The organism is Streptomyces sp. NPDC058307, assembly GCF_042880295.1.
Classification (GTDB): Bacteria; Actinomycetota; Actinomycetes; order Streptomycetales; family Streptomycetaceae; genus Streptomyces.
Map to the genome: position 1 here is coordinate 1 of NZ_JBHVYZ010000147.1, position 3,518 is coordinate 3,518.

At 70.8% G+C, this 3,518-nt stretch carries 4 protein-coding genes; 3 read left to right on the plus strand and 1 reads right to left on the minus strand.

What is annotated here, in order from left to right:
• Positions 1 to 243: 243 nt before the first annotated feature.
• Positions 244 to 909, minus strand: a complete 666-nt coding sequence (locus ACFVYN_RS41140) for a class II aldolase/adducin family protein (RefSeq protein ID WP_390007995.1) — start codon at positions 907 to 909, stop codon at positions 244 to 246.
• 148 nt (positions 910 to 1,057) lie between these two features.
• Here ACFVYN_RS41140 and ACFVYN_RS41145 point away from each other — a divergent pair, with 148 nt between their 5' ends.
• From ACFVYN_RS41145 to ACFVYN_RS41155, 3 genes are all read left to right on the plus strand, one after another.
• Positions 1,058 to 1,807 carry a lysozyme gene (locus ACFVYN_RS41145; protein ID WP_390007997.1) on the plus strand — a complete coding sequence of 250 codons (750 nt, stop codon included), beginning with the start codon at positions 1,058 to 1,060 and terminating at the stop codon, positions 1,805 to 1,807.
• Between the two features lie 153 nt (positions 1,808 to 1,960).
• Complete coding sequence (locus tag ACFVYN_RS41150) at positions 1,961 to 3,211, plus strand: anion permease (protein ID WP_390007999.1); 1,251 nt, start codon at positions 1,961 to 1,963, stop codon at positions 3,209 to 3,211.
• A 31-nt stretch (positions 3,212 to 3,242) separates the two neighbouring features.
• Positions 3,243 to 3,464 (plus strand): hypothetical protein, encoded by a 222-nt coding sequence (locus tag ACFVYN_RS41155; RefSeq protein ID WP_352390451.1) that lies wholly within the window; start codon positions 3,243 to 3,245, stop codon positions 3,462 to 3,464.
• Positions 3,465 to 3,518 lie beyond the last annotated feature (54 nt).

Sequence of the window (3,518 nt, forward strand, 5' to 3'; positions counted from 1 at the left end):
TGCGGGCGGACACCCCCCACCCCGTCCCCTGCCCGCCGTACGCGGCCAACCGTCCATCCTGGCGCGCCGTCCGGCGAACGGTCCGGCGTGGCGCGGAGGTGGCGAGCGGTCCGTCGTGGCGTGTGAGGTGGCGGAACGGTTCTGTCGTGGGCGCGAGGTGACTGCAACCCCCTAGGGGCGCGGGGAACTGCGCGACCAGCCACAACGCACCCGCACCCGCACGACAACCTGACCCGGCACCCCCTACCCCCGCTGCCCATACCCCCGCAACCGCTCCCCCGCCTCGGCCACCTGTCGCTCCGTCAGGATGTTCGGGGTCAGGCCCGGTACGGATCGGGCCGTGAGCCACAGGTGGCACATCCATTCCAGTTGGGCCGTGCGGTCGTAGGCCTGGGTGAGGGTGGCGCCGTAGGTGAGCGTGCCGTGGTTCTGGAGGAGGCAGGCGGAGCGGTCGGCGAGGGCGTGGAGCATGTTCTCGGCCAACTCGTCGGTGCCGTAGGTGGCGTAGGGGGCGACCCGGACGGGGCCGCCGAGGGCGCCGGTCATGTAGTGGATCGGGGGGAGTTCGGGCACGAGCGTGGAGACGGCCGTGGCGTGCACCGCGTGGGTGTGCACGATCGCGCGGGCGTCGGTGTGGCGGTAGACCGCCAGATGCATGGGGAGTTCACTCGTGGGGACCAGGGTGCCCAGGACCTGACGGCCCTCCAGGTCGACGCCCGTCACGTCGTCCGGGGTGAGGCGGTCGTAGGGGACGCCCGACGGGGTGACCAGGACCGTGTCCCCGACGCGTACCGAGACGTTGCCGGAGGTGCCGACGACCAGTCCGTCGGTGACCGTCCGGCGGGCCGTGTCGACCAACTCGGCCCACGCGTCCGCCTCCCCCGGTGATTCCTGCCGTTCCTCAGCCATGCCGTGATCCTGCCAGGCGGGGCGCCCGAGGGGCGCGTTTTCGGGCGTGCGCCCCTCTTGTGCGGCTTGGCCGGGGATCGCCCGGAATCCGGGGATCTTCCAGTAGCCTCTGGGCTTTGTTGTGCACGACGCCGTTCCGGGGGGACGCATGGCCCGTGATCGCAAGGCTGCCCGGCGCCGAACCCGCGCCCTGGCCCTGTGCCTGGTCACGCTCGGCGTGGGAGGCACGGCGTTCGCCGGGGCGCCCGACTCGGCGGCGAGGCTGCCCAAGGGGCACGACGTCTCTTCGCACCAGAAGGACGTCGACTGGCAGCAGGCCAGGGCCAGGGGCGCCAGGTTCGTCTACATCAAGGCGACCGAGTCCACGAACTACCGCAACCCGCACTTCGGCCGGCAGTACAAGGGCGCGCGGGACGCCGGCATCCTGCGCGGGGCGTACCACTTCGCGCTGCCGGACAAGTCCTCGGGCAGCGCGCAGGCCGCGTACTTCGTGCGCAACGGCGGCGCCTGGTCCGCGGACGGCTGGACCCTGCCGCCGGCGCTGGACATCGAATACAACCCGTATGACAGGAAGGACACGTGCTACGGCATGACCAAGGCGGGGCTGGTCGGCTGGATCAGGGAGTTCAGTGATGAGGTGAGGCGGCTCACCGGGCGGCGTCCGGTGATCTACACGACCGCCCACTGGTGGAACGCCTGCACCGGCGGCAGCGGCGCGTTCGCCGCGAACCACGCCTTGTGGGTGGCCCGCTACCACTCGGCGGACGCTGGTGCGCTGCCCGTCGGTTGGTCGTACTGGACGATCTGGCAGTACGCCAACAGGGGCAGCCTGCCGGGTGATCAAAATCTCTTCAACGGGTCGGCGCGGCAGCTCAAGAGGTTCGCCACCGGGTCATAGCCGTGGGGCGTACGGGTCGCATGGGGGCCGCGGGCTCCGGCGCGGCAATAGCCGAAGAATCCGGTCACCGTGCGGCCCGCCTCAGTTCACCTTCCGTTCATCCAGGTTACCTACGTTCAATCTGCCAATGACCTCGAACGATTGCCTGGGTAAATGGAAAACTTCTCGCTGATCCTCGCGATTGTGGTCGTCACCGCACTCGCGTTCGATTTCACGAACGGTTTTCACGACACCGCCAACGCGATGGCCACCACCATCTCGACCGGTGCGCTCAAGCCCAAGGTCGCGGTGGCCATGTCCGCCGTGCTGAACCTTGTGGGCGCCTTTCTCTCGGTGGAGGTCGCCAACACGATCTCCAAGGGTCTCGTCGACGAGACCGGCCTCCGTCCCGAGGTCATCTTCGCCGCCCTGGTCGGCGCGATCCTCTGGAACCTGCTGACCTGGCTGGTGGGTCTGCCCTCCAGTTCCTCGCACGCCCTCATGGGCGGTCTGATCGGCGCCACCATCGCCTCGGCGGGCATGGGCGCCGTGCACGGCGACGCGCTCGTCACCAAGGTCCTCATCCCGGCCGTCGCGGCACCGATCGTCGCGGGCGTCGCCGCCATGCTGGCCACCCGGCTCTCGTACACGCTGGGCAAGAAGGCCGACGGCAAGGCCGCCGCGAAGGGCTACCGCACCGGCCAGATCGCCTCGGCCGGTCTGGTCTCGCTGGCCCACGGCACCAACGACGCGCAGAAGACGATGGGCATCATCACCCTCGCCCTGGTCGCCGGCGGCGTCGTCGCCCCCGACTCCGACCCGCCCACCTGGGTCATCCTCTCCGCGGGTCTCGCCATCGCGCTCGGCACCTACCTCGGCGGCTGGCGCATCATCCGCACCATGGGCAAGGGCCTGACCGACCTCCAGCCGCAGCAGGGCTTCGCCGCCCAGACCAGCGCGGCCACCGTCATCCTGGCCTCCGCCCACCTCGGCTTCTCCCTCTCCACCACGCACTCCGTCTCCGGTTCGGTGATGGGCGCGGGCCTCGGACGCAAGGGCGGCGTCGTCCGCTGGTCGACGGCGACGCGGATGTTCGTGGCCTGGGGCCTGACGCTCCCGGCGGCGGCCCTGGTGGGCGCCCTGGCCGAGTCGGTCACCAACCTCGGCGACTGGGGTACGGCGCTCGTGGCGGTCTTCCTCGTCGCCTCCAGCGCGGCGATCTGGAAGATCTCGCGGCGCGAGGTCGTGGACGCGTCCAACGTCAACCACAGCGACGAGCCGGCCGGCGTGGTGACCACGGCGATCGCCGTCGTGACCCCGCCGCCCACGGGCACCGTGACCGAGGGCCTCACCGCCACGATCCCGGCCCCCTCTCCGGCCCCGGCCGCCGTGACGGAACCGGCTGCCCCGCCGGCCGCCGTCTGAGCCCCCACCCCAGCGTTAAGGAAGCCTCACCATGAAGATCGACTGGGAAGCACTCGGCTCCGTCTTCGGCGTCAGCCTCGTCGTCACCGTGGGCCTCGTGGCCCTGTTCACCCTCGGCATCATGGGCCTGTCCCGCCAGGAGCGGGCCACGGCCCAGGGCGGCTCGGCCACTCTCGCGGTCACCGGCGCTTACGCCTGCTTCGCGGCGTGCGCGGCGGCGGTGGCGTACGGGATCTCTCTGATCGTGGCCTGATCGTGGCCTGACGGCACCCCGTCATTCGACGGCCGGGCGGGCGCGGAACTTGAA